General features: G+C 59.7%; 20 protein-coding genes and 1 pseudogene. 12 read left to right on the forward strand and 9 right to left on the reverse strand.

The features are described from left to right. The first annotated feature begins 86 nt into the window (after nt 1-86). Nucleotides 87-1,256, forward strand: coding sequence for a M23 family metallopeptidase (locus AC0V6U_RS13890; RefSeq protein ID WP_472643725.1), 1,170 nt, complete (start codon nt 87-89; stop codon nt 1,254-1,256). Between the two features lie 28 nt (nt 1,257-1,284). Continuing rightward, the gene (locus AC0V6U_RS13895; protein ID WP_472643726.1) at nt 1,285-1,698 is read left to right on the forward strand and encodes a bactofilin family protein; all 414 of its coding nucleotides are present in this window, start codon (nt 1,285-1,287) and stop codon (nt 1,696-1,698) included. A 103-nt stretch (nt 1,699-1,801) separates the two neighbouring features. Here the strand turns inward: AC0V6U_RS13895 and AC0V6U_RS13900 are convergent, their stop codons facing one another. From AC0V6U_RS13900 to AC0V6U_RS13915, 4 genes are all read right to left on the reverse strand, one after another. Further along, nucleotides 1,802-3,505 carry a long-chain-fatty-acid--CoA ligase gene (locus AC0V6U_RS13900; protein WP_472643727.1) on the reverse strand — a complete coding sequence of 568 codons (1,704 nt, stop codon included), beginning with the start codon at nt 3,503-3,505 and terminating at the stop codon, nt 1,802-1,804. A gap of 183 nt (nt 3,506-3,688) precedes the next feature. Next, nucleotides 3,689-4,501 carry a cell cycle transcriptional regulator TrcR gene (locus AC0V6U_RS13905; RefSeq protein WP_472643728.1) on the reverse strand — a complete coding sequence of 271 codons (813 nt, stop codon included), beginning with the start codon at nt 4,499-4,501 and terminating at the stop codon, nt 3,689-3,691. A gap of 186 nt (nt 4,502-4,687) precedes the next feature. Further along, nucleotides 4,688-5,317, reverse strand: coding sequence for a glutathione S-transferase family protein (locus AC0V6U_RS13910; protein WP_472643729.1), 630 nt, complete (start codon nt 5,315-5,317; stop codon nt 4,688-4,690). Continuing rightward, the gene (locus AC0V6U_RS13915) at nt 5,310-6,332 is read right to left on the reverse strand and encodes an NAD(P)H-quinone oxidoreductase (RefSeq protein WP_472643730.1); all 1,023 of its coding nucleotides are present in this window, start codon (nt 6,330-6,332) and stop codon (nt 5,310-5,312) included. Before AC0V6U_RS13915 ends, AC0V6U_RS13910 begins: the two co-directional genes overlap by 8 nt. Before the next feature lie 135 nt (nt 6,333-6,467). Between AC0V6U_RS13915 and AC0V6U_RS13920 the strand changes: the two genes are divergently transcribed. The 5 genes from AC0V6U_RS13920 (at nt 6,468) to AC0V6U_RS13940 (ending at nt 12,502) form a co-directional block, all read left to right on the forward strand. Further along, complete coding sequence (locus tag AC0V6U_RS13920; protein WP_472643731.1) at nt 6,468-6,671, forward strand: DUF1192 domain-containing protein; 204 nt, start codon at nt 6,468-6,470, stop codon at nt 6,669-6,671. A gap of 167 nt (nt 6,672-6,838) precedes the next feature. Continuing rightward, nucleotides 6,839-9,265 (forward strand): ATP-dependent Clp protease ATP-binding subunit ClpA, encoded by a 2,427-nt coding sequence (clpA, locus tag AC0V6U_RS13925; RefSeq protein ID WP_472643732.1) that lies wholly within the window; start codon nt 6,839-6,841, stop codon nt 9,263-9,265. A 67-nt stretch (nt 9,266-9,332) separates the two neighbouring features. Beyond that, entirely contained in the window at nt 9,333-10,364 is a 1,032-nt protein-coding gene (locus AC0V6U_RS13930) for a ligase-associated DNA damage response exonuclease (protein ID WP_472643733.1), read from the forward strand. Then, the gene (locus tag AC0V6U_RS13935) at nt 10,365-11,960 is read left to right on the forward strand and encodes a cisplatin damage response ATP-dependent DNA ligase (protein ID WP_472643734.1); all 1,596 of its coding nucleotides are present in this window, start codon (nt 10,365-10,367) and stop codon (nt 11,958-11,960) included. It begins immediately after the preceding gene. A 47-nt stretch (nt 11,961-12,007) separates the two neighbouring features. Continuing rightward, the gene (locus AC0V6U_RS13940; protein ID WP_472643735.1) at nt 12,008-12,502 is read left to right on the forward strand and encodes a DUF1993 domain-containing protein; all 495 of its coding nucleotides are present in this window, start codon (nt 12,008-12,010) and stop codon (nt 12,500-12,502) included. A gap of 21 nt (nt 12,503-12,523) precedes the next feature. On the opposite strand, the pseudogene AC0V6U_RS13945 reads toward AC0V6U_RS13940, so the two are convergent. From AC0V6U_RS13945 to AC0V6U_RS13965, 5 genes and pseudogenes are all read right to left on the reverse strand, one after another. Then, nucleotides 12,524-13,100 (reverse strand): annotated as a pseudogene (locus tag AC0V6U_RS13945) (gamma carbonic anhydrase family protein). Beyond that, nucleotides 13,097-13,654, reverse strand: a complete 558-nt coding sequence (locus AC0V6U_RS13950) for a GNAT family N-acetyltransferase (RefSeq protein WP_472643736.1) — start codon at nt 13,652-13,654, stop codon at nt 13,097-13,099. Before AC0V6U_RS13950 ends, AC0V6U_RS13945 begins: the two are co-directional and overlap by 4 nt. Next, entirely contained in the window at nt 13,647-14,204 is a 558-nt protein-coding gene (locus AC0V6U_RS13955; protein WP_472643737.1) for a GNAT family N-acetyltransferase, read from the reverse strand. Before AC0V6U_RS13955 ends, AC0V6U_RS13950 begins: the two co-directional genes overlap by 8 nt. Continuing rightward, on the reverse strand, nt 14,197-15,192 hold the full coding sequence (gene hemB, locus AC0V6U_RS13960; RefSeq protein WP_472643738.1) for a porphobilinogen synthase: 996 nt from the start codon (nt 15,190-15,192) through the stop codon (nt 14,197-14,199). Before hemB ends, AC0V6U_RS13955 begins: the two co-directional genes overlap by 8 nt. Before the next feature lie 93 nt (nt 15,193-15,285). Then, entirely contained in the window at nt 15,286-16,929 is a 1,644-nt protein-coding gene (locus AC0V6U_RS13965; protein ID WP_472645776.1) for a M23 family metallopeptidase, read from the reverse strand. Between the two features lie 280 nt (nt 16,930-17,209). On the opposite strand from AC0V6U_RS13965, the gene AC0V6U_RS13970 reads away from it, so the two are divergent. From AC0V6U_RS13970 to AC0V6U_RS13990, 5 genes are all read left to right on the forward strand, one after another. Beyond that, a complete protein-coding gene (locus AC0V6U_RS13970) occupies nt 17,210-19,930 on the forward strand; it encodes a helicase-related protein (protein ID WP_472643739.1) in 2,721 nt (906 codons plus the stop codon). Beyond that, nucleotides 19,930-20,187 (forward strand): S4 domain-containing protein, encoded by a 258-nt coding sequence (locus tag AC0V6U_RS13975; protein ID WP_486169502.1) that lies wholly within the window; start codon nt 19,930-19,932, stop codon nt 20,185-20,187. The genes AC0V6U_RS13970 and AC0V6U_RS13975 overlap by 1 nt, the downstream gene beginning before the upstream one ends. Nucleotides 20,188-20,234: 47 nt before the next feature. Further along, nucleotides 20,235-20,573, forward strand: coding sequence for a ferredoxin FdxA (fdxA, locus tag AC0V6U_RS13980; protein ID WP_472643740.1), 339 nt, complete (start codon nt 20,235-20,237; stop codon nt 20,571-20,573). A 295-nt stretch (nt 20,574-20,868) separates the two neighbouring features. Next, on the forward strand, nt 20,869-21,405 hold the full coding sequence (locus AC0V6U_RS13985) for a CarD family transcriptional regulator (protein ID WP_472643741.1): 537 nt from the start codon (nt 20,869-20,871) through the stop codon (nt 21,403-21,405). 152 nt (nt 21,406-21,557) lie between these two features. After that, nucleotides 21,558-22,358, forward strand: coding sequence for a head GIN domain-containing protein (locus AC0V6U_RS13990; protein WP_472643742.1), 801 nt, complete (start codon nt 21,558-21,560; stop codon nt 22,356-22,358). Nucleotides 22,359-22,401 lie beyond the last annotated feature (43 nt).

Consider the following 22,401-nt stretch of genomic DNA (forward strand, 5'->3'; position numbering starts at 1 on the left):
CGTTAACCTTTGGATTCGACCTGAGGCACCCCGCTTGGTAGCGCCGCCATCAATCAAGTTGGGGCAGAGAGAAAAAAGGGTTCGCCTTGCTAAAAGAAGGTTCCACCGCCAGCTGGCGTGACCAGCTGGAGAAGTGGTTTCCTGACCGTGAGTTTTTTATGCGCTCGCAGGGTCAGGTTCGCTTCATCACATTCACATCGCGCATGCAGAAAATTGCAGCGGCGACCATCGTCGTGCTCGTTGTCGGCTGGGCGGTGACGATGGGGGCGATGGCGTGGTCTAAGTATCAAGCAGACGCAGACCGGCTCTCTCTCCTCGAAAATGCAGCAAAAGTGGCCACAGCGCAGGAGCGGTTGGACACTTATGGTGACGATCTCAGCGCTGTTGCGGAAGATTTGACCGCACGGCAGAATTTCATTGAGCAAATGACTGAAGCACTGCCAGCTGATGTGAAAGACACCAGCGGCACCGTGACCGATTCGACCACCGAAACCGCGGAGATGATCGAAAAGGTCAGCGCATCGTTCCCTGAAGCGGCATCTCTGGCCAAAATCGAAGCGCGGCAGCTCGCCTATGTGGAGCGGGTGACCCGCTTTGCCGATGACCGCGCCAAGCGCGCTGAGAGTGCGCTGCGCAAGCTCGGCTTTGACCCCAAATCCATGGTGGAAAGCGCCGACATGTCAGCCGTTGGTGGTCCGCTGGAGATTCTCGCGACCTCTGCTGATGGCAGTATCGATCCGCGCTTTGAGCGCCTCGGTCTCAGCCTCGCCCGCATGGCGGCGCTGGAGCGCGGGCTCGAATCTGTGCCGCAGTTCACGCCAACCGATCTTTCGAAGACGACGGTTTCATCCGGCTTTGGCTATCGCCGCGATCCGTTTAATGGCGGCGGCGCGATGCACGGCGGGCTGGATTTCAAAGGTCCAACCGGAACGCCGATCTTCTCAGCCGCCAAAGGCGTCGTCACATTTGTGGGCCGCAAGTCTGGCTATGGCAAAGTCGTCGAAGTAAACCATGGCAATGGCGTGATGACGCGCTATGCTCACATGTCGCGGTTTGACGCGGCCGAAGGCGAGCAAGTTGCCGCTGGCGAAACCATCGGCGCAATCGGCAGCACTGGCCGTTCGACCGGACCGCATCTGCACTTTGAAGTGCGTATCAATGACCGCGCGGTAAACCCGCGCCCTTTCCTGGAGACCGCCCCCGATGTTCTCAAAGAAGCCCGCGGAGCCGAACCAGCCCGCACCGCCTCAAACTAACCCCCAAGACAAGCCCCGAGGAAAATCCATGCCATCCAATTCTTCAACTTTCTCGGTGATCGGTTCTGACGTTTCGATCAAAGGGAATGTTTCCGCCTCTGCCGACCTGCACGTTGATGGTTCGGTCGAAGGCGACATTAAGTGCACCTCACTGGTTCAAGGCGAAACCTCGCTGGTGACCGGCGGGATCATGGCAGAGACCGCGCGCCTTTCCGGCCGCGTAACGGGCTCGATCAATGTTCGCGAATTGGTGATCCTGAAGAGCGCGCAAATCGAAGGCGACGTGCACTATGATGCGCTGACCATCGAGCAAGGCGCTCAGGTTGATGGCCGTTTTGCCCCAAACGATCGGCGCAAGCCTGAGGTGAAGCCAGCTGCTCCCAAAGCAAGCGGCGCGAAGCCAAATGGCGATGAAGAGCCGCAGCTGAAGATCGCGCAATAGCGAGCAGCGACACACTCAAAGCATTGCAAGAGGCCTCGGATTTTCCGGGGCCTTTTTGTTTGGGTAGAACTAAAGTGGGATCGCGTTCGCTGGGCGTGCGGGCTCAGGTAATTACTTCGGCCCGCAAAGCCTTGCGGTCGAGCTTGCCAATCATCGTCTTGGGCAGCTCATCGCGGATGACAATTTGGTCGACCCGCTCGTGCTTGCCGATCCGGCCATTTAGCCAATCGCGCAATTCCGCCGCAGTTTTCTCCGCATCAGCGCCCGTGTCCGCCAAGGTCACAAAGGCGCGCGGCACCTCGCCTTTATAGTCGTCAGGCATGCCGATCACGAGCGCTTCCTTCACCGCATCGTTTTCAAGGATCACGTCTTCGACCTGGCTCGGGAACACCTTAAACCCGCCAACCGCGATCATATCCTTGATCCGGTCGACGATCTGCAGGAACCCGTCCTCGTCGAAGGTCGCGACATCGCCGGTGCGCAGCCATTGCTTGCCATTATGCTCGATGAAAACATCTGCCGCCGCCTCTGGCCGGTTCCAATAGCCGCGCATGATCTGCGGACCGGCAATGGCGAGTTCGCCGGGTTCGCCCGCTGGCGCGAGCATTGCCGGGTCTTCTTTGTCGAGCAGCAGGATTTCTGTGCCTGCCACAACCTGGCCGATGGTCCCGCGCTTGCGCGTGCCCGCATAGGGATTGACCGAGACAACGCCGGAGCTTTCTGTGAGGCCGTAACCCTCGACCAGGCGCACGCCGGTGACCTCTTCGAACTTAGCGTGGACCGGGGCGGGCATCGGCGCGCCGCCGGAAATGCAGACCTTGAGCGAGGACACATCGGTCTTCGCAAGATCAGGATGGTCGAGCAGCGCCTGAAACATGGTTGGGACGCCGGGAAAGCCGGTGGTCTTATATTTCTGGATCGTTTGCAGCACCTGCTTGGTCTCAAACCGAGGCACGATTGCAATCGAGGCGCCGCTCGCAACCGCGTGGTTGAGCAAGGCTGTGTTGGCAAAGACATGGAAGAACGGGAGCGCGCCCATGAATACCTCATCAGAGCCTTTGCCGAAAGGGTTGATCGCGGCAACTTGCTGAGCGTTCTTCACAAGCTGCGCATGGCCCAGCATTGCGCCTTTGGGCCGCCCGGTTGTGCCGCCAGTGTATTGCAGCAGCGCCAGGTCTTCGCCTGCGTCAATCGCGGGCAGGCTAGATGCCGCCCCCGCTTCCCAACCGCTCCAATCCCAATCACCGAGCGTTTCGGCCCAGCTTTTCACATTGGCGCTGAATTGGACTTTCGCGAGTTTACTGCGGCCAAGGGTCTTTAGCGCGAAGCTCTTCAGTCCGGGCAGCATATCGGGCAGCGAACCAACGATCAGCGTTTCAAGCTTGGAGCCGCTGAGCACTTTGGAGGCGGTCTCATAAAGTTCTGGAACGCCCAGCGTCACTAGAGCGCGAGTGCCCGAATCCTCAACCTGCCACGCGAGTTCTTCAACCGAATAAAGCGGCGAGAAGTTCACGACGATCGCGCCCGCCATCATCGCCCCATAATAGGCCGAGGCGTAGATCGGAACGTTGGGCAGAAACAGGCCGACTCGGTCTCCCTTTTCGATACCCATCGCTTGAAGGCCAGCCGCGAACCGCTGAGCCTCAGTAAAAATCTCTCGATAGGAGAACGTGCGGCCGAGAAAATGAAGCAAAGGCGCGCCGGGATCGCTGCGGACTGAGCGTTCGAGCAAGTCCGGCAGGCTCATCAGCTCAAATTGCGAATCCCATGGGGTGGGATGGTGATACGGCGCGTTATTGACATTCATGTCAGTAGCATGACGTATCCAATCGCAAGTCACAAGCGATTCTGCGCGCCGCGGAGTATCTTTTTGAACCATTTTGGTCGCTGCTGCACGAAAGGTGACGCGAATACGAAAAGGCCGCCACGCAGGTGATCCTGCAGGCGGCCTTTCATTATGGCTTGAACTGAAACGCCAAATGGCGCGGGATCAGTCGTCCTTGGTCTCTTCGTCCTCGGCTGCGGGAGCAGGCTCTGCTTCCGGCTCAGCCGCTGGCTCTTCTGCGTAGCCAGGAACGGTCTCCGCAACGTCGCCGTTCTCTTCCGCTTCGCGCTTTGCCGCCAGCCACGCTTCCGCTTCGGCTTCTTGCGCGGCCTCTGCGGCAGCTTTGACATTGGCGTCGCGCTCTGCGCGCAGCTCTTCGATGAGCTTTTCCTTATCGCTGCGATCATCGCCATCGGTTGGCACTTCTTCCGCAACCACGCCAGCACGCTTGGCCGCTTTCGCAACAACCGCGTCAAGCTCACGCTGCGAACACAGGCCCAGGGTCACGGGATCTTTCGGCTGAATGTTCTGAATGTTCCAGTGCGAACGCTCTTTAATCGCGCCGATCGTGTTGCGAGTCGTCCCAATCAATTTTGAGATTTGCGCATCGGACACCTCAGGGTGGCTGCGCAGGATCCAGGCGATGCCATCAGGCTTATCCTGACGCTTCGACACCGGGGTGTAACGCGGGCCCTTGGTCCGGGTCACTTCAACCGGAGCCTTCTGCATCACCAATGCGTAATTGGCGTCCGCCTGACCCTTGTCAATCTCTTCCTGGTTCAGCTCACCGGCGTGAACCGGGTCGCGGCCAGTGTACTTGCTGCCCGCAAGATCATCAGCCATCGCTTGAACTTCAAGAATATGCAGGCCGCAAAATTCAGCGATCTGTTCAAACGACAAACCGGTGTGATCGACCAGCCAAGTGGCGGTCGCATGCGGCATGAGCGGCTTGGGTTGTTCCTTTGGCGCTTGGGCCATGAGGCAAACTCCGTTAAAAATTAAAAGGGCCGCCCCTTGCGGAGCGGCCGTTGCGAGACCGTAGATAGGCAATTGCGCCGCATTGAGCAAGCGAGTTCAGCACATGACGCGGCTTAGCGCGCAATTCGGCCTGAAATTCTTTCAAATAGGGCTCGGATTGAGCGCGAGAACGCGCCCATCAGCGGTTCAAACCATTGGCGTGAAGCCGGGCAATCCCTTGATGCGGTCAATCCAGGCGCAAACGTTGCTGTAGCTTTCGAGGTCGATCCCGCCCTGATCCGCAACGTGGGTGTATGGGAACAGGACGATATCCGCCAAAGTCGCTTGATTGCCGCATAGAAATGCCGACTCGCTCAGCTGCTGATCCAGAAGCGCAATCGCCGCCTCACCAGCCGCCCTTTTGGCCTCGAGTTGAGCGGATTGCCCTGGAGACAGATTGGCTTTGCCCACAATTGCCAGCCAAAATCGCAGAGTCGCAACATTGGGCTCGTGATTGTATTGCTCAAAGAACATCCAACGCAGCATATCGGCCTGCGCAAAGCGATCTTGCGGGATGAGCGGTGAGCCCGACGCCAAATACCAGCACGCCGCATTGCTCTCTGGCAAAAAGCGCGTTCCTTGGTCTCCGTCGATTTGAAGAACCGGGATACGGCCATTGGCATTAATAGTCTTAAGAAAGTTCGGCGTACGCGTTTCGCCCTGCAGAATATCATATTGAGTGGCGGTGATCTCGTGCCCAACCAGCGCTGCGGTCAGCTTGATTTTGTAGCAGTTTCCGCTGCGAGGGTCCTCGTGCAGGTGATAGGTTTCAGCCACCGCATACCTCTAGCACAATCTTGCCGATGTGGTCGCCCGCCTCCATCCGGGCATGGGCCTCAGCGGCCTCTGCCAAGGGGAAGGTCTGATCCATAATCGGGGCGAGTTCTTCGCTTACGAACAATGGCCAGGCATGACGCGTGATCTCTTCAGCCAGCGCCGACTTGAACGCATCAGAGCGCGGGCGCAGGGTTGATCCGGTCAGCACCAGGCGGCGCATCATTACGAACGCCATGTTGATCTCTGCCTTCGCGCCGCCGAGGATCGCAATGGTGACATGCCGCCCATCCTCAGCGAGGCATTTGAGGTTGCGCGGGACGTAATCGCCAGAAACCATGTCGAGCACGATGTTCACGCCCTCTCCATTGGTGTGCTGCTTGATCGCCTCGACAAAGTCTTGCGAGCGGTAGTTGATCGCCAGATCCGCGCCAATCTCGCGCGCGGCGGCGCATTTCTCGTCATCGCCGCAGGTCACGATCACTTCTGCGCCAAACGCCTTGGCCAGCATGATCGCCATAGTGCCAATGCCAGAGGTGCCGCCGTGCACCAGCAGCCGCTCCCCATCGCAGGCCAGCCCGCGCTCAAACACATTGTGCCACACGGTGAACAATGTCTCTGGCAAAGCCGCGGCCTTTTCCAAGGGCATGTCACCGGGCACAGGCAGGCAATGCTGCCACGGGGCCGTGCAATATTCCGCATATCCGCCGCCCGGCGTCAGCGCCGCAACGCGATTGCCGAGCATCTCTGGCGGAACTTCAGTCCCTACCGCCACAACCTCGCCCGCAACCTCCAGGCCAAGGATCGGCGAGGCTCCGGCAGGCGCGGGGTAATTGCCCGCGCGCTGAATGCAATCGGGCCGATTGACCCCGGCAAAAGCCACGCGGATCAGAACATCTTGCGGACCGGGCTGCGGAACGTCCGCTTGCTCCAGAACCAGAACGTCGGGCCCGCCCGGCGCATCGAAACCAATCGCCTGCATATGCTGCGGAAGTGCCGCCGAATTGTGATCGACCATCGTGTTGCCCCTTGCCACGCTTCATTGGCCTGCCCCTTGCCCCGGGGTCAGACGCGAGAAACTTCGGTAGTGGTGGCGATTAACGATGGCGCGGATTGACAGCAAGCCGTTCTGCTTGCGATGTTGTGAACCAATATGGAAGACGACGATCAGCCACGCGCAAAAGGAGACGCGGCGAGCAAACTCGCAGCGGAGGATTTGGCGCCTTATTCGCAAGACGAACTCAGCGAACGGATTGCTTTGTTAGAGGCTGAAATCGCTCGAGTTTCTGCCCATTCTGCGAAAACCGCCGCGCATATGCAGGCGGCCGATGCCCTGTTTAAGAAGCCGGGCGGATAGTACCATCCCACAGCCCGCCGCCCGATTTATGCCGTCTTGTGGGTTTAGCCCATGTGCAGAGTCGCAATTGAGAAAGGGCGTCCCATATATGCTGCAAGCGCCGAGGTCTGCGCATTCGCGCGGACCAACAGCAAGCCAAACCGTTTAAGCCAGAGACAATCAGACCCATGCCCAGTTTTGCCCAGAACCTAGAGAAAACGCTGCACCACGCACTTGGCCATGCGTCGGAGCGTCGCCACGAATATGCCACGCTGGAGCATTTGCTGCTCGCGCTGATCGATGATGAAGACGCAGCCCAAGTGATGGCCGCATGCGGGGTCGATCTGGCGGAGCTTGGCGAGGTCGTAAAACAGTATCTCGATCAAGAATATCAATCACTTAAGACCGAGGAAGAGGCCGATCCGCAGCCAACCGCTGGCTTTCAGCGGGTAATCCAGCGCGCCATTTTGCATGTGCAATCCTCGGGCAAGGATACAGTCACAGGCGCTAATGTGCTGGTCGCTCTTTTCTCAGAGCGTGACAGCTATGCCGTCTACTTCCTGCAGCAACAGGATATGAGCAGGCTCGATGCGGTGAGCTATATCAGCCACGGCATCGGCAAGGGCGGCCGCCAGCTGGAGGCGAAATCTGCGCAAGGCTCTGACGAGCCGCAGCCGGAAGGCGGCGAGAAACCTGCTGAAGCGGCGAAGAAAGAAACCGCGCTCGATCAGTTCACCGTCAATCTAAACGCCAAGGCGGAGGCGGGCAAAGTCGATCCGCTGATCGGCCGCGGTCCCGAGGTTGATCGGACGATCCAGATCCTGTGCCGCCGCAGCAAGAACAACCCGCTGTATGTCGGCGATCCTGGCGTCGGTAAAACCGCGATTGCCGAAGGGCTCGCGCGCAAGATTGTCGAAGGCGAAGTGCCTGAGGTGCTCAATGAGGCGGTAATCTACTCGCTCGATATGGGCGCTTTGCTGGCGGGCACGCGTTATCGCGGCGATTTTGAGGAACGTTTGAAGCAGGTCGTAACCGAGCTTGAAGGAATGCCGCATGCGGTGCTCTTCATCGATGAAATTCACACCGTTATCGGCGCGGGCGCGACCAGCGGCGGGGCGATGGACGCCTCCAACTTGCTAAAACCGGCCCTGTCTGGCGGCACCATCCGCTGTGTCGGGTCGACCACCTACAAGGAATTCCGCAATCACTTCGAAAAGGATCGCGCGCTGCTGCGCCGGTTCCAGAAAATCGACGTGAACGAGCCAACGGTTGAAGACACCATCAAGATTCTCAAAGGCCTGCGAACGGCCTTCGAAGAGCATCACAACGTGAAATACACGCCCGATGCGCTGAAAACGGCGGTCGAGCTGTCCGCGCGCTATATCAATGATCGCAAATTGCCAGATAAGGCGATCGACGTGATCGATGAGGTGGGCGCGATGCAAATGCTGCTGCCGCCCAGCCGCCGCAAGAAGAAGATCACTGCCCGCGAGATTGAGCAAGTCATCGCGACAATGGCGCGCATCCCGCCGAAATCGGTCAGCAAGGACGATAAGAAAGCGCTCGAGAACCTCGAACGCGACCTGAAGCACGTTGTGTTTGGCCAGGATGAAGCGATCCACCGCTTGTCGACGGCGATGAAACTGTCCCGCGCTGGTCTGCGCGATCCAGACAAGCCAATTGGCAGCTTCCTGTTCAGCGGTCCAACCGGCGTTGGTAAGACCGAGGTCGCGCGTCAGCTCGCCTCGATCATGGGCATTGAGCTGAAGCGTTTCGACATGTCTGAGTATATGGAGCGCCACAGCGTTTCGCGCCTGATCGGTGCGCCTCCAGGCTATGTTGGTTACGACCAAGGGGGTCTTTTAACCGATGCGGTTGATCAGAACCCGCATTGCGTCCTGCTGCTCGATGAGATTGAGAAGGCCCACCCGGACCTGTTCAACATCCTGCTGCAGGTGATGGATAATGGCCGTCTGACCGATCACCACGGCAAAACGGTCGATTTCCGCAATGTTGTGCTGATCATGACGACCAATGCCGGCGCATCCGACATGGCGAGCCAGGGCATCGGCTTTGGCGACGTATCCAAGGAAGACGCAGGCAGCGAGGCTGTGAAGAAGATGTTCACGCCGGAATTCCGCAACCGCTTGGATGCGATCGTGCCATTCGCCTATCTGGGTAGGAGCACTGTGGCTCGAGTGGTCGACAAGTTCATCCTGCAACTCGAACTGCAACTGGCCGAGCAAAACGTCCACATTCAGTTTGACGGTGACGCGCGCGATTGGCTGGCCGAAAAAGGCTATGACAAGCTCTATGGCGCGCGGCCAATGGGCCGCTTGCTGCAGGACAAGATCAAGCAGCCGCTCGCTGAGGAGCTGCTGTTCGGTAAGCTCGCCGATGGCGGTGAAGTGCATGTCGGGATCAAGGACGGTAAGCCGACCTTTGAACTCACCCCCGCCCCGCCCAAGGCCAAGCCGAAGCGCAAGGCTCCTGCGAAGAAAAAGCCCGCCGCGAAAAAGGCACCGCCTGCAAAGGATAACGGCGATACCAAGCCAGAGGCCTCTGGCAGCGATACCGGCGGGAGCGATACGGGAGGCGGCGATAGCGAAAGCTAAGCCAACCAAACCAAAGAAAAGGGGCGCGCGCCAGCATACGGTTCGCGCCCTTTTTCGTATTTAAGTCATGAGCGCCCCATTTTCCTGGATCCGGCCCGAGCCATGGGGCGTACAGATCGTCCCTGCGGATTGCTGGATCGATCCGGGGCGCGCCGTCGACCGTGCGCTGGTCACCCATGGCCATGCGGACCACGCGCGCGGCGGGCACGGAGAGACAATCGCCACGCCAGAAACATTGGCGATCATGGCCCTGCGCTATCGCACTGGCATTGAGAACGGCGAGGGGGAGATGCCCTCAAAGGCGACTCCGGTGCAATATGGCGAGACGATCAACCTGCCCGGAGGAGTAAAGGCGACTTTTGTCCCCGCAGGCCACGTGCTCGGCAGCGCGCAAATCCTGCTGGAGCACGCCGGAGAGCGGGTGGTAATTACGGGTGACTACAAGCGGCGTCACGACCCCAGCTGCGCGCCCTTCGAAGTGGTGCCATGCGACGTGTTCATCACAGAGGCGACCTTTGGCCTCCCCGTGTTCGTGCATCCGCCGATTGAGCAGGAAATGGCCAAATTGCTCGGCGTGCTCGCCGCCAATCGCGACCAATGCGTCGCCGTTGGCGCCTATGCCTTGGGCAAGGCGCAGCGGGTGATCGCAGAATTGCGCGCGGCGGGCCATGACCAGCCGATCTATCTTCATGGCGCGATGGAGAAAATGTGCCGCCTCTATGAGGAACACGGCGTCGATCTGGGTGAATTGCGGCTGGTCGCGGAAGCGGAGAAGGACGACATGCGCGGGCACATCGTCGTCGCAACACCAGCAGCGCTCAATGACCGGTGGTCGCGGCGGCTGCCCGATCCGATCACCGCCATGGCGAGTGGGTGGATGCGAGTGCGCGGACGAGCTCGGCAACGCGGCGTTGAATTGCCGCTGATTATCTCAGACCACGCCGATTGGAACGAACTGACCAGCACCATCCTCGAGGTGAATCCGACCGAAACCTGGATCACGCACGGGCGCGAAGAGGCGCTACTGCGGTGGTGCGAGCTGGGCCAACGAAAGGCACGCGCACTCGCAATGGTCGGGCGCGAGGAAGAGGGCGAATAGGTGGAAGAGTTCGCCGCACTCATCAATGCGCTCGTCTACACCACCAGCCGCAACCGCAAGCTGGCCCTGATCGCCGCCTATTTGCGCGAGACGCCCGATCCCGATCGCGGATGGGCACTGGCAGCGCTGACGGGATCGGTCGATTTCCCGGCGGTGAAGGCTAACACCTTCCGCAATCTCCTAAAGGAACGCGTCGACCCGGTGTTATGGACGCTGAGTCGCGATTTCGTCGGCGACACGGCGGAAACGGCAAGCCTGCTGTGGCCAGAAGGCAGTGCGTCATCGGAGAGCTCGCCGAGCATTGCCGAAGTGGTAGAGACACTCTCCGCCCTGACCCGAGCCAGCGCCCCCACCGAACTGCCCAAGCTGCTCGACCGGCTCGATGAGAATGGCCGCTTTGCCCTGATCAAATTTGCCACTGGCGGCATGCGGATTGGGGTTTCCGCTCGGCTTGCGAAGACAGCGTTTGCGCAAAGCTTTGATGTCTCGGTCGAAGAGGTCGAGGAATATTGGCACGCGCTGGAGCCGCCCTATGCCGAGCTGTTCGCCTGGGCCGCCGATGGAGGCGATCCGCCGGATGTCACGAACCGGCCTATGTTCCGCCCTTTCATGCTCGCCCATCCTCTGGAGGAAGAGGAGTTGGACCTCAGCGACTATGCCGCGGAGTGGAAGTGGGATGGCATCCGCGTCCAATTGGTACGCGTGAATGGCGAGACACGGCTCTATTCCCGCTCCGGCGATGATATCTCCGCGACATTCCCCGAATTGCTCGACGTCTTGCCGATCGATGCGGTGGTCGATGGCGAATTGATGGTGCGCGGATCGGTTCAAGGCGGAGAGACTGGCGGCGCAGCCAGCTTCAACGCCTTGCAGCAGCGCCTAGGCCGCAAGAAGGTCAGCAAGAAGATGCTCGCCGAGCTACCGGCCTTTGTGAGGCTCTATGACGTCTTGTTGCTCGAAGGTGAAGATCTGCGTGAGCTGGGTTGGGAACGGCGCCGCGCGGCTTTGGAGGCGGTGATGCCGCGTCTGCCCAATAGTCACTTTGACCTCTCGCAAATAGTTGCGGCGCGCGACTTTTCGCATCTTGCCGAAATCCGTGAAGGCGCGCGCGAGGACGCCATCGAGGGACTGATGCTGAAGCGCAGGGACGCGCCCTATATCGCCGGACGCAAGGTTGGGCTGTGGTACAAGTGGAAACGTGATCCGCTGCTGGTGGATTGCGTGCTGATGTATGCGCAGCGCGGTTCTGGGCGGCGGTCGAGCTTCTATTCCGACTACACCTTTGGCTGCTGGGACGGCGACCCAGACGCGGGCGCCGAACTGCTGCCCGTGGGTAAGGCCTATTCGGGTTTCACCGATGCTGAGCTGAAGAAGCTCGACAAGCTAGTGCGCCAAACCACGCTCAACCGCTTTGGCCCGGTACGCGAGGTGGAGCGGACGCTGGTGTTCGAGGTCGCGTTTGACAGTGTCCACTCGAGCAAGCGGCACAAGAGCGGCCTGGCCATGCGTTTCCCGCGCATCCACCGCATCCGCTGGGATAAGCCGGTGCATGAGGCGGACCGGTTGGACAACCTAAGGTCGCTTATCAGGGATTGACCAATCGCGCCCAGCACCTAAGTTGCAAATTGCAACTGGAGGTCACAATGCCCATCACAACCTATCGCAATATGCTCACCGCCCTGTCTGGAATGCTGGACAAGGCTGCTTCCCATGAAGCCGCCGACACGATCATTGATGGCCGCCTCGCGCCGGACATGCTGCCTTTTGCAACGCAAATCCGGATGCTAGCCAATTTTCCGCGGCAATCGCTCAACACGATTTCAAGCGCTGAACTGGCATCGAATGAAGATGATCCAACCACTCTGGCGGAGGCAAAGGCTAGGCTCGCTGAAACTCTTGCCATGCTCGATGCCTTTGATGAGCAGGCGCTCCTGCCAGATGACACCATGGTCGATCTGGAGCTGCCAAATGGGATGAAATTTCGCTTGTCCGTTGCCCACTATATCGCCGACTGGTCGTTTCCGAACTTCTATTTCCACACCAGCATCGCCTACGCGATCATGCGCAGCCTGGGTGTAGAGCTAGGCAAGGCGGATCTGGTGCCGCACATGCTGCGACATCTGAACACGCAGGGTTAGGCGGAAATGCGCGGTGCGGCGTTAGCCCAGCGCTTCGCCCACCGCCTCTGCATGGTGCTTTGCATTCTCCGCATAATGCGCCACGCCCAGCCGCATACCGGCAATCGCGGCATCGTTTAGCTCGCGCATTGGCTTAGCCGGGCGGCTAGGCCCACAGCATGCGCGGCTCCATCACCTTGCCCTCGGTCAGCATCGCGCCCGCTGCCAGCATAGCGTCGGAGCCGATCACGGATTTGTTCATCGCAATCGCCCCCAGCCCGACAAAGCCGCGATCCTCAATCGTGCAGCCATGCACCATCGCCATATGACCGATTAGCACATCATCCCCGATGATCAGCGGACAGCCATCGGGATCGCCCGGTTTTGGCCCGTCACAATGCAGCACGCTTCCGTCTTGCACATTGGTGCGTTCGCCAATGCGGATTGGCGCGACATCTGCGCGCAGCACGCAATTGTACCAGATCGAGCTGCCTGCACCGATCTCGACATCGCCGATGATGGTGCATCCGGGCGCGATAAACGCGGTTTCGTGGATCTTAGGCGTCTTGCCATGGATCTCGATGATATTGACGCCGGGATGTAGCTGGGCGGAGCTCATATATGGTTCTCCCATTGCTCGCGGGTGAGCGAGTATTGAATGGTTGGATTGTGTTCGGGGGCAAAGAACGGATCGTCAAAATCGAGCTCTGGGCGGCGCTGCATGCCGAGCTTCTCCATGAGTTTCCAACTGCCAATATTGCTCTCGCTGGTGAGCGCAACCAGATGCGGAGCGTTATGCGTGTCAAACGCCCATTGGATTACGGCGCGCATCGCTTCTTCGGCTAAACCCTGACGCCAGCGATCCTCGCGCACGAGCCAGCCGATCTCATGATCGCCAATATTGGGCGCAAGCGGGTTGGAAACGCGTTTCATCCCGCAATGCGCGACCAGCTCACCAGTCTTGCGATCGCAGGCAAACATAAAGCCGAACCCATCCTGCACAAAGCCTGCGCGCGAGGCCTCGTGCTTCTCTGCCAGCTGCTTGGCGGTGCGCGGACCGCCCAGCTTGGCCATCACAGCGGGAGAGTTGAGATGCTTTAAGTGCGCTTCAAGGTCATCCTCACCAATCTGGCGCAGCTGCAATCGCTCGGTCGTCAGCACAATCTCACCCATTTGGGGCTTCCCAATCGTCTTTCTCGATACGGTAAACGATTATGTTTTCACCTTCCGCCCAAGAGACAGTGTCCGGAAAATCCATATCGGGCCGGCGCTGCATCCCGAGCTTTTTCATAAGGCCCCAGCTTGCAGCATTGCCCTCCACCGTCAGCGCGATGACATGGGGCGCACCAAATTTGCGAAACGCGATTTCAAGCGAGGCCTGAGCCGCTTCTTTGGCGTAGCCCTGGCCCCAGGCGCTTTCGCGCAGACGCCATCCGGCCTCCATATCGCCAATGGGGCCCTTGGGTTCATTGCAGCGCTTCAGGCCGCAAAACCCCAGAATTGCTCCGTCAGATTTGCGTTCTACAACCCAGAAGGTGTGGCCGTGATCGGCATGATACCCCTCTAACCGACGGCGCGCATTGTCCTGACCTGATTCGTCGATCACGCCGCCCAGCCATTGCATCACTGCTGGCGTGTTGGTGCCTTCCCAGAACTCAGGCCAATCCTCCTCACGCCAATCGCGCAGGATGAGCCGCTCCGTCTCGTGGCGAAAGTCAGCCATTGAGAAGACGCGCGGCGTGCGCGGCATGATAGGTGAGTATCCCGGAGCATCCCGCACGTTTGAACGCCAGCAATGTCTCCAGCACCAGCGCATCGCGGTCTCCCGCCCCGGCCGCCACGGCGGCCTCGATCATCGCATATTCGCCGCTGACCTGATAGGCGAACACGGGAACGCCAAATTGGTCCTTCGCGCGTGTTGCAATATCCAAATAGGCGAGGCCAGGCTTCACCATCACACTGTCAGCGCCCTCGGCCAGGTCAAATTCCACCTCGCGCAAGGCCTCCAAAGTGTTGGCCGGATCCATCTGATAGCTCTTCTTATCGCCCTTCAGCAGCCCGCCAGAGCCAACCGCATCGCGGAACGGCCCGTAGAACGCGCTCGCATATTTCGCCGCATAGCTCATGATCTGGACATTGGTGTGCCCGGCCATTTCCAGCGCCATGCGGATCGCGTGAATGCGTCCGTCCATCATATCCGATGGAGCGATGATGTCCGCGCCCGCCTCTGCCTGGTTCAACGCCTGATCGACCAGCATCGCGACCGTTTCGTCATTCACGACATAGCCCGCATCATTGAGCAGGCCGTCCTGCCCATGCGCAGTGTAGGGATCGAGCGCCACATCGGTGAGCACACCGATCTCATCGCCGCACTCCGCCTTGATCGCGCGGATCGCGCGGCACATCAGATTGTCGGGATTATGCGCTTCTGCGCCGTCATCGCTGCGTTTGTCCGCCTGAGTGTTGGGGAACAGCGCGATCACCGGAATACCCAGAGCAATCGCCTCTTTCGCGCGCTCGACAATGCCATCGACCGACCAGCGCGAGACGCCGGGCAGCGTGGCGATCGGCTCCTCCACTCCCTCGCCATCGGTTACGAACAAGGGCCAGATCAAATCCGCCGAAGTCAGCATAGTTTCGCGGTGCAAGGCGCGGCTCCATCCGGTGGAGCGTGTGCGGCGAAGGCGGGTGTTCGGATAGCTGCCAGTCATGGGCAACCTGTTGCCGCAAATTTGGAGCGCGTGCAATCACGCCGCAAATTCTGGAGCTTGGGGGAATAACAACCGCCGCCAAAAGCGGGCGCGCTATTCCACCTCTTTGACGCTGTCGAGCTTCTCGATCTCGCGCAGAGGCGCTTCCACCTCTTCACTGGTCGGGGTCAGGTCTTTCAGCGCGAGGCCTGGTTCAACCGTTTTCAAACGACCAAGGGCGGCGCGGAATTTCTTGAGTTCTTCACCAGACAATTGCGCTCGGGTAACGAATTTGACGCTGGCCGGGTTAATTGCGCGGCCGCCGCGGTACATTTCATAGTGGAGGTGCGGCCCGGTTGAGAGCCCAGTTGAGCCAACATAGCCGATCACTTGTCCGCGCCGAACATTTTGCCCGCGGCTCACCGACATTCGGCTCATGTGGCAATAGCGGGTGGACAGATTGCCGCCATGATCCAGCTTCACCGCATTGCCGCAGCCGCCAGCGCGGCCAGCCGAGGTTACTCGCCCATCGGTAACGGCCACGATTGGCGTTCCGTGACGAGCACGGAAATCCATGCCTGAGTGCATCCGGCGATAGCCGAGGATTGGGTGACGGCGCATGCCAAAGCGTGAAGAAATCGGGCCGGGTACAGGGGCGACCAAGCCGCCGCGCTGTTCGCCAACACCGGAGGCCTCATAAAAGCGGCCATCCTCACCCCAGCGCATCAATTGCGTCTTGGACGTTCCGCCGCGATCAACACCGGCATAGAGCAATTTGCCTGCCTGGCGTTCGCCCGTGGCGGCGCGGCGGTAGGATATGATCATGTCGAACTCGTCGGTCGATCGAACCTCTCGGTCCATATCGATCTGCTCATCAATCGCCTTGATGTAGTCTTGCACGGCGCTGGCCGGAGCGCCCGCTGCGCGCATGGAGCGATAGAGGCTATCGCCCACAGTCCCGCGAATGCGCAAGGGTGTCTCATCCACGCGAATGATGTTGCGTTCCAGCGCCAAAGCGCCGCTTTCCCGCGTGATCGCCAGTTCTAGGTCGAAACGAGCGCGAAAGGACAGCTCATCGAGCGGGCGAGGCGCGCCGTCCGCCTCGCGCCGGCCCAAAATGATGTCCATTTGCGTGCCAGCATCAATCTCGCTGAGCGGCATTGCGCCAGACACAAGCTCGCTCACCCGGCTGACGTCGCTGGAGGACAGGCCTGCGCGGCGAAGCATGCTTTGGAAACTATCGCCTTCCGCCAAAGTCGAAACGAGCTCGATCTGTGGGCGCTCAGGCGCGCTGGTGAGCGGAATAACCTCAGGGGTCGGGCTCATCCGGCGACCGGAGTCGGCGCCCAGAGCCAGCGGCATAATCATCTGACTGCGCAGCTCATCATGGGCGGCCGCATCGATTTTCATCGCTGGCCGGGCCTCAAGCGGGCTCATGTCCGGCCAGAAAGCGAGCGCCACAGCGGCCAGGCCGACCATAGTGCCAAACCCGCGAAACCACCGGCGACTGCCGATATTGCTCGCCAAATCGGGGGCAAGATCAATCGCTGCGAGGCGATCCTCGACTGAATGCTTCCACTCGTCATAGCGATCGCGCCAAGTGCCAGCGCGGGTGAGCGAAACCTTGGTCGATACGGCGGTGCCAGCGTCGCCGGTTTCCGGAGCGTTGTCGCCAAAATAACTGAACAGGTCCGCGTCATCATGGGCATCGCATGCGCCCGCCTCAGGGCCCACAAGATTCGTGTCAGCCACGTCCATCAGATCCGCAGAATCTGCAGAGCTGGCGATTTCGCCATCAGCAATGTCGCGTGCGTGATCCAACTCGCATCCTAAAACTGGCAAGGCTTGCTAATCTGCGCGCCTGGCCCGAATCCGGCGGCGCATCACCTCTATTGGCTGATTTCCTGCACGATTAAAGTAAACGCTGCCTTAACTCACGACCAAAGGACTCGCCCAAGCGGTGACTTGTGGAGAATCTGTCTAAGGGATTGTTCGTGGGACATTGCAGCAGGCCGGTCGCGGTGACACAAGCGATGATGTGACTGCCCGACCCTCTTGGAACCCCAGCCAAAATCACAGCGACAGCCGCGTTCGAGCGGTGCTTGGGCCGACCAACACCGGCAAGACGCATCTGGCGATTGAGCGGATGTGCGCCCATTCCAGCGGGATGATGGGCTTTCCGCTGCGACTGCTGGCACGGGAGGTTTATGACCGGGTTCGCGCGATCAAGGGTGATGCGCAAGTCGCGCTGATCACGGGTGAAGAGCGGATTGAGCCGGAAAACGCGCGCTATTTCTGCTGCACGATGGAGGCGATGAACCGCACAGGCGGCAATCACGCATTTGTCGCAATTGATGAGGCTCAGATTGGCGCAGATCCAGAGCGCGGCCATATCTTCACCGACCGGCTGATCAATGCGCGCGGCCGCGAAGAGACCATGATCCTGGGTTCAGCCACGCTGGAGCCGATCGTCAAACAGTTGATCCCGCACGCTGAACTGGTCGAGCGTCCGCGTTTCTCCACCCTAACCCATGCCGGTCAGACGAAACTGTCGCGCCTGCCCCCGCGCAGCGCGATCGTCGCATTCTCTGTCGAGCAAGTATACGCGATGGCGGAAATGCTGCGGCGGTTTAGAGGCGGCGCAGCGGTGGTGATGGGCGCGCTATCGCCGCAAACGCGCAACAAACAGGTCGAATTGTTCCAGAACGGCGACGTTGACTACATCGTCGCCACTGATGCGATTGGCATGGGCCTCAACCTTGACCTGCATCACGTCGCCTTCGCAGCGCTGAGCAAGTTTGATGGCCGCCGCAAACGCCGCCTGACCCCCGCAGAGATGGCGCAGATCGCAGGCCGCGCCGGGCGGCACCAGACCGATGGCAGCTTCGGCACGCTTGCCGGAGGCGGCACGCGCAACGGCGCATCGCTCGAATTTGCTGAGGAAGAGATTTACGCGATTGAGGAGCATCAATTCGCGCCGCTGACCAAGCTGTTCTGGCGCGAGGCGGAGCCGCGCTTTGACAGCATTAGCACTTTGATCGGAGATCTGGAAAGCAAGCCTCAAAGTGATGTTTTGACGGCAGCCCCCAGGGCGATTGACCTCGCTGTTCTAAAGCGTCTGGCCGAGGATGATCTGGGCCGCACTGTTCGCGGTAGTGGGCAGGTCCGGCGGTTTTGGGAGGCCTGCTGCCTTCCTGATTTCCGCCAAATCGGCCCCGACAATCATGCCCGGTTCGTCGCGCGGCTCTGGCAAGATATGGCCGATGGCTATATCGGCGCAGACTTTGCTGCCGCGCGGATTGCAGAGCTGGACCGCACGCAAGGGGATATTGATACACTTCAGGGTAGGATCGCCGCGATTCGATCCTGGGCCTATATTTGCCAGCGGCCCGATTGGGTGCTGGCGCGGGATGAGATGGCTGCTCGCGCCCGCGCGGTCGAAGCAAAATTATCGGATGCGCTGCATGGGCGGCTCACCGAGAGGTTCGTCAATCGGAGGACGACAATACTTATGAAGTCGCTGGGACAAGATGCCGACGCATTGCCAGTTACGCTGGAGCCTGATGGGCAAATGTGCGTTGAGGGCGAGCCGATTGGGCGGCTCGATGGGTTCCGCTTTGTGGTTGACCCCAATGCCACGGTTGCCGACCGCAAAATGCTGCTCGCCGCTGGAGAAAAGGCGCTGCCGACGATCCTGACGCAGCGGGCCAATTGGCTGCTGGCTGAGGGGCTTGGCGAATTGGAATTGTCTCGCGGCGCTATCCGTTGGCAAGATCGCACTTTGGCCGAGATCACCTTTTCGGCGAATTCTGGGCCAGAGGATTTCGCAGCGCCACGCCTGATATTGGCGCGCGATATCTCGGCCTTGCCAGAGGCACCCAGGACTGCGCTGGAGGCCGGGCTGACTCAGTGGCTGACAAGCCAGTTGGAACCGCTTGAGCCATTGCGCAAGCTGGCCGAGGCGGCGCGCGACCCAGAGGCTGGATCGCAAGCGCGCGCTTTGCTGCATATCTTGATCGATGCGCGCGGGGTTGTGACTCGCGAAAAGGCGGGGCTGGAGCATCTACCCAAGGAAATGCGCCCGTTCCTGCGCAAGCTCGGCGTGACTTTCGGCGCGCTTGATATTTTCGCTGCGCCTTTGCTGAAACCAGCCCCGCGGCAATTGCTGCATGCACTGGGCGTCGACAAACGGCCGCTGAACCCGTCTATGTTGCCGGTCATCCCTGAGGCAAAGGGCCTCCCTGCTGGATATCGTCCAGCCGGCACTCAAGCGATCCGGGTTGATCTGGCGGAGAAGATTTTCCGCGCGGCCTTCGATGCGCGCGGCAAAGCGCAGGAAAAAGCGGGCAAGCAGCGCAATCTGAAATTTGCGCTTGATCTGGCGCTGCCGATCTCAATTGGTCTGGAAGAAGACAATGCGCGCCGCCTGCTGAGCGCGGCGGGTTTCCGGGTGCAGCGCGCCCGCTCGCTCGCCGAAGGTGCATTTGGACCGCCCGCACCCGACAGCTGGACCTGGCGACCGAAGCGCGCTGGCGACGACAATCCGCGCCGACGCCGCCCCAATGCCAAGGGCAAAGGCGCTGGCACCAATAACAAGCGTGAAGACGGCAAGCATAAGAGCGCAAAACACGGCAAAGGGGGCAAAGGCTCACCCCAAGGGCGGCCACAGGGTAAACCGCAAAACCGCAGTAAGAAGCCCGACACTGGCCCAGCCAAGGCCAGCGGCGCCTTCGATGCTTTGGCGGACCTCTTGCGCTAATGCGGCTCGACCGGCTGCTGGTCTATCTCAGATTCGCGCGGACCCGATCCCGCGCACAAAAGATGATCGCAAGCCGCTCTTTACGCTGCAATAGAAAGCATGTGATGCGCGCATCCGAAGATGTTGTAGCAGGCGACGTGCTGACTTTAGCAATCGGTAATGAAGTGCGCGTAGTTGAGATCACCTCGCTGCCACAGCGGCGCGGGTCTCCCGACGAAGCACGCACGCACTACCGCGAGCTTGACCGCGCTGGGTAAAGCGCACTAGCAGCGCTCGAAACGGTATCGAAAGAAAGCCTTACCTCATGACTTACGTCGTCACCGACGCCTGTATCAAATGCAAATACACCGATTGTGTCGAAGTTTGCCCGGTCGATTGCTTCTATGAAGGCGACAACATGCTGGTGATCAATCCCAGCGAATGCATCGATTGCGGCGTGTGTGAACCAGAATGTCCAGCCGAGGCGATTCTACCCGATACCGAAGACGGCCTGGAAAAATGGCTGGAGCTCAACACCAAGCTGTCCGCCGAATGGCCCAATATCACGAGCCAGAAGGACGCACCGGCAGACGCCGATGATTTCAAAGGCGTCGAAGGCAAGTTTGAGAAGTACTTTAGCGAGGCACCTGGCGAAGGCGATTAAGGCCCGAACGCCGACGCTAGCCAGAGCGTAACAAAGACCCTGCCCGGGCATCCAGCTCCATAGCTAGAAACGCTGACAGGCGGCCAATAGAGTTGCGATTCGCAATTTTGTTGCGGTTGTGCTATATAATCGTTCAACCGCGCTGGTTGGTCCCAGCGCCGGGTCGAAAAACAGGAAGGTTTCAGACCAGTAGCAACAGATCCGGCAATGATTAGACGGCGTTTGCACATCGCGGCGCCGCTGGAAGACATGTCGGCTATTTGCAATTGAACTGAGCCAATTGAAAGGAACTCGCATGGCAAGCAATGTGCCTGCTTTTACCGTTGGCGACTATGTCGTTTATCCCAAACACGGCGTTGGCCGCGTGATCGAACTTCAAAACGAAGAGATCGCCGGCATGCAGCTTGAACTGTATGTGCTGCGCTTCGAAAAAGAGCGGATGACCCTGCGGGTGCCCACCAATAAGGTTGAAGCGATCGGCATGCGCAAGCTGTCGAGCGACAAGACTTTGAAAGAAGCGATGGAAACGCTCAAGGGCAAGCCAAAGGTCAAGCGCACCATGTGGTCGCGCCGCGCGCAAGAATACGAAGCGAAGATCAATTCTGGCGAAATCGTGCTGATCGCTGAGGTTACTCGCGATCTGTTCCGCCCAGAAGACCAGCCAGAGCAGAGCTATTCTGAACGGCAGATCTTTGAAGCAGCCTCCAGCCGCCTCGCGCGGGAGCTGGCCGCAATGGAAGAGACTGACGAGCCAACCGCGCTTGAGAAGATTCTCGACGTTCTGCGCGAACATGCGCCGCAATATTACGACAATCCGGACGAGGAAGGCTAAGCCCTCCACTCCTATTGCAATGTTTCAAAGGGGCTGCCTGACAAAGGCGGCCCCTTTTCATTTGCGCGCCAGAAACCAGTCAATGCTTGAACCTTCGCATGTAGTGTATTATATCACTAATACGCTATTCAAATACCGAGGAGGATCCCCCAATGCTGACACCTTTTTCAAAACGCATCGCGCCCGTCGCTGCCCTCATGCTGGGGGTCGGCCTGTCCGGCTGTGAAATGGACATCAATGTCGGCGGTGACGGGGTGCCATTGGCCGAACTCGAAATGACCGGTGCAGCGCCCGATTCGCTCTCTATTGCAGGGCCGGACAAGGTGATCATCACCGAAGGCGAGACGCTCGACATTACGGTGGAGGGCGATGACGAAGCGGTCGAAACCCTGCGCTTTGATCTCGATGGCAGCGATCTCTCCATTTACCGTGAAGACAGCTGGGACAGCGGTGGTTCGACAACAGTTCGCATCACCATGCCCGCCCCGCGTGATATCAATATCGGCGGCAGCGGCGATGTCGAAACCCCGGTTATGGCGGATAGCGCATCAATCAATATCGGCGGCAGCGGCAGTGTGACCGTCACCGAGTTCGATGCAAGCAGGCTGGACGTAAACATTGGCGGGTCCGGCACCGTTAACGGCGCGGGTTCTGCGGACCGGTTGGAAGTAAGGATCGGCGGCAACGGCAACGTAAATCTCAATGATCTAATGGCCGAACGCGCCGAAGTGACGATCGGCGGATCAGGGGATGTGGCCTTCTCCTCTGATGGCACAGTCGAAGCGACGATTGCCGGATCAGGCGATATCAACGTGTTCGGCAGCGCCAAGTGCGAGCTCAATTCGGTCGGCTCAGGCGACCTCAATTGCGCGCCGCGCGCGGGCGCAGAACCGGCCGCAGATGAACCACCAACAGAAACAGAAACACCGCAAGACGAGGCTGACGAGAGCTAATCCGGCGCTTCCCTCACTTGCCAAGCGGCGGGATGCGCGCAAC

It is taken from the genome of Erythrobacter sp. W36 (assembly GCF_057364935.1).

What these genes read in the sequence shown, in the direction of transcription:
- AC0V6U_RS13895 (WP_472643726.1), top strand. Translation starts at nt 1,285, where the DNA reads ATGCCATCCAATTCTTCAACTTTCTCGGTGATCGGTTCTGACGTTTCG.
- AC0V6U_RS13900 (WP_472643727.1), bottom strand. Translation starts at nt 3,505, where the DNA reads ATGAATGTCAATAACGCGCCGTATCACCATCCCACCCCATGGGATTCG.
- AC0V6U_RS13905 (WP_472643728.1), bottom strand. Translation starts at nt 4,501, where the DNA reads ATGGCCCAAGCGCCAAAGGAACAACCCAAGCCGCTCATGCCGCATGCG.
- AC0V6U_RS13915 (WP_472643730.1), bottom strand. Translation starts at nt 6,332, where the DNA reads ATGGTCGATCACAATTCGGCGGCACTTCCGCAGCATATGCAGGCGATT.
- AC0V6U_RS13920 (WP_472643731.1), top strand. Translation starts at nt 6,468, where the DNA reads ATGGAAGACGACGATCAGCCACGCGCAAAAGGAGACGCGGCGAGCAAA.
- clpA (WP_472643732.1), top strand. Translation starts at nt 6,839, where the DNA reads ATGCCCAGTTTTGCCCAGAACCTAGAGAAAACGCTGCACCACGCACTT.
- AC0V6U_RS13930 (WP_472643733.1), top strand. Translation starts at nt 9,333, where the DNA reads ATGAGCGCCCCATTTTCCTGGATCCGGCCCGAGCCATGGGGCGTACAG.
- AC0V6U_RS13940 (WP_472643735.1), top strand. Translation starts at nt 12,008, where the DNA reads ATGCCCATCACAACCTATCGCAATATGCTCACCGCCCTGTCTGGAATG.
- AC0V6U_RS13950 (WP_472643736.1), bottom strand. Translation starts at nt 13,654, where the DNA reads ATGGGTGAGATTGTGCTGACGACCGAGCGATTGCAGCTGCGCCAGATT.
- AC0V6U_RS13955 (WP_472643737.1), bottom strand. Translation starts at nt 14,204, where the DNA reads ATGGCTGACTTTCGCCACGAGACGGAGCGGCTCATCCTGCGCGATTGG.
- hemB (WP_472643738.1), bottom strand. Translation starts at nt 15,192, where the DNA reads ATGACTGGCAGCTATCCGAACACCCGCCTTCGCCGCACACGCTCCACC.
- AC0V6U_RS13965 (WP_472645776.1), bottom strand. Translation starts at nt 16,929, where the DNA reads ATGGACGTGGCTGACACGAATCTTGTGGGCCCTGAGGCGGGCGCATGC.
- AC0V6U_RS13975 (WP_486169502.1), top strand. Translation starts at nt 19,930, where the DNA reads ATGCGGCTCGACCGGCTGCTGGTCTATCTCAGATTCGCGCGGACCCGA.
- fdxA (WP_472643740.1), top strand. Translation starts at nt 20,235, where the DNA reads ATGACTTACGTCGTCACCGACGCCTGTATCAAATGCAAATACACCGAT.
- AC0V6U_RS13985 (WP_472643741.1), top strand. Translation starts at nt 20,869, where the DNA reads ATGGCAAGCAATGTGCCTGCTTTTACCGTTGGCGACTATGTCGTTTAT.
- AC0V6U_RS13990 (WP_472643742.1), top strand. Translation starts at nt 21,558, where the DNA reads ATGCTGACACCTTTTTCAAAACGCATCGCGCCCGTCGCTGCCCTCATG.